Here is a 2,054-nt window from a genome sequence, read left to right as displayed (position 1 = left end):
GATCAACATCACCACCGGCGGCTCCTCGCTGATGACGCTCGACCAGCGGCTGGCTGCGCCGCTCCGGGCGCAGCCCGAAATGTGCTCGCTCAACATGGGCTCGATGAATTTCGGTCTTTTCCCGATGCTGGAGCGGCCGCGCGAATGGCAACACGAGTGGGAGCCGAAGCTGCTCGAAGCGACCCGCGACACGATCTTCAAGAACACCTTCGCCGACATGGAGTCGATCCTGGACAAGCTCGGCAAAGGCTGCGGCACGCGCTTCGAGTTCGAATGCTACGATGTCGGCCATCTCTATTCGCTGGCGCATTTGCGCGATCGCGGCCTGGTGTCGGGGCCGTTGTTCCTCCAGTTCGTGCTCGGCATTCTGGGCGGCATCGGCGCCGATCCCGACAATCTGATCCACATGAAGCGAATCGCCGACAAACTGTTCGGCGACAGCTATCAGTTCTCGGTGCTCGCCGCCGGCCGCCAGCAGATGCCGCTGATCTCGATCGCCGCCGCCATGGGCGGCAATGTCCGCGTCGGGCTCGAGGACAGCCTCTACGACGGCAGGCAGTTGGCGAAATCCAATGCCGACCAGGTGCGCCGGATCCGCGGCATTCTCGACGGCCTGTCGCTGGAGGTCGCCACGCCGGCGGAAGCGCGCGAGATGCTGGCTCTGAAGGGCGGCGACCGGGTGGCGTTTTGAGACAAAGTCAATCTCAGATGCTTGCGTTCCTTCGCACCCCCCTCTGGCCTGCCGGCCATCTCCCCCGCAAGGGGGGAGATCGGATGTCGCATAGGCTTTCGCTAATCTCGGACTTTGCAAGATGGGCGGCAAGGTCGACGCTGCCAATCTCCCCCCTTGCGGGGGAGATGTCCGGCAGGACAGAGGGGGGTACCTTGGCGCCCTGCCTATCGTGAGCAAAGCAATCACCCTCCGCCCCGGCCGCGCCGACGACGCCGAAACAATCCACGCCGCGCTGCTCAAGCTCGGCACCCACATCGGCGCGCATCAGGAGATCACCTCGACGCCGGACGATCTCCGCCGCTACGGCTTCGGCGAAAATCCCGCCTTCTCGACCTTGATCGCCGAGGTCGGCGGCGAATTCGCCGGCCTTTGCCTGCATTTTCCGATTTTCTCCACCTGGATAGGCCGTCCGGGCGTCTATGTGCAGGACCTCTATGTCGAGGACCGTTTTCGCGGCCTGCGGATCGGTGAAAAACTGCTGCGGCGCGTGGCCAGGGAATGCCGCGCGGCGGGTGGCGTTTATTTGAGGCTCTCCGTCGACACGGACAACGAGACCGCCAAGGCTTTCTATGAAAAGCTCGGCATCGGCTGGTCGAGCTACGAGCAGGTGCAAAAGATCGTCGGCGAAGCCTTCCTCAGCTTTTCCGACGCGCCGGAGGAAGAACGATGAAAGCCTTCTACGCCGAAGAACAGAAGCACCACGATCCGAAAGCCTTCCTCTCCAGCGGCGCGCCGCAGCCCAACCCTGAAAAGCCGGAACGGGTCGAGAGACTGTTAGCCGGCGCAAGATCGGCCGGTCTGACGATCGAGAGGCCGAGGGAGCATGGCCCTGGCCCGATCGCGGCGGTACACACGCCCGAATATCTCGACTTCCTCGAGCACATCTTCGCGCGCTGGCAGCGCATCGAGGGCGCTTCGGCCGAAGTCATCCCGAACATCCACCCGATCGCCCGCGGCGGCTCCTATCCGGCCTCGGCGGTCGGCCAGGCCGGCTACCACATGGCCGACACCGCATGCCCGATCTCGGCCGAGACCTGGAACAGCGCGCTCTGGAGCGCCTGGAGCGCGGTGGAAGCTGCCGAAGCCGTTATGGCCGGCGCGCCTTCGGCCTACGCGCTCTGCCGGCCGCCGGGCCATCACGCCTTCGCCGATGTCGCCGGCGGCTTCTGCTTCATCAACAATTCGGCGGTCGCGGCGCAGGTGCTGCGCAGGCAAGCGGCGCGCGTCGCGATCCTCGACGTCGACCTGCATCACGGTAACGGCACGCAAGGCATTTTCTACGCCAGGCCCGACGTGCTGACGGTCTCGCTGCATGCAGATC

General features: G+C 64.8%; 2 protein-coding genes and 1 pseudogene. All 3 read left to right on the top strand.

What is annotated here, in order from left to right; genetic code table 11:
• A partial coding sequence (locus EOA38_RS34855) for a 3-keto-5-aminohexanoate cleavage protein (RefSeq protein WP_145966231.1) occupies positions 1-691 on the top strand: 691 nt, incomplete at its 5' end.
• A gap of 211 nt (positions 692-902) precedes the next feature.
• Positions 903-1,403, top strand: coding sequence for a GNAT family N-acetyltransferase (locus tag EOA38_RS34845; protein ID WP_245480997.1), 501 nt, complete (start codon positions 903-905; stop codon positions 1,401-1,403).
• A pseudogene (locus tag EOA38_RS34840) lies at positions 1,400-2,054 on the top strand (histone deacetylase family protein); the annotation flags it as partial. The gene EOA38_RS34845 and the pseudogene EOA38_RS34840, both read left to right, overlap by 4 nt.

The sequence above is a fragment of the Mesorhizobium sp. M1E.F.Ca.ET.041.01.1.1 genome (assembly GCF_003997355.1).
Lineage (GTDB): Bacteria > Pseudomonadota > Alphaproteobacteria > Rhizobiales > Rhizobiaceae > Mesorhizobium.
The sequence above is the reverse complement of the archived record's forward strand: the minus strand, read 5'-3'. Positions and strand labels throughout refer to the sequence as shown.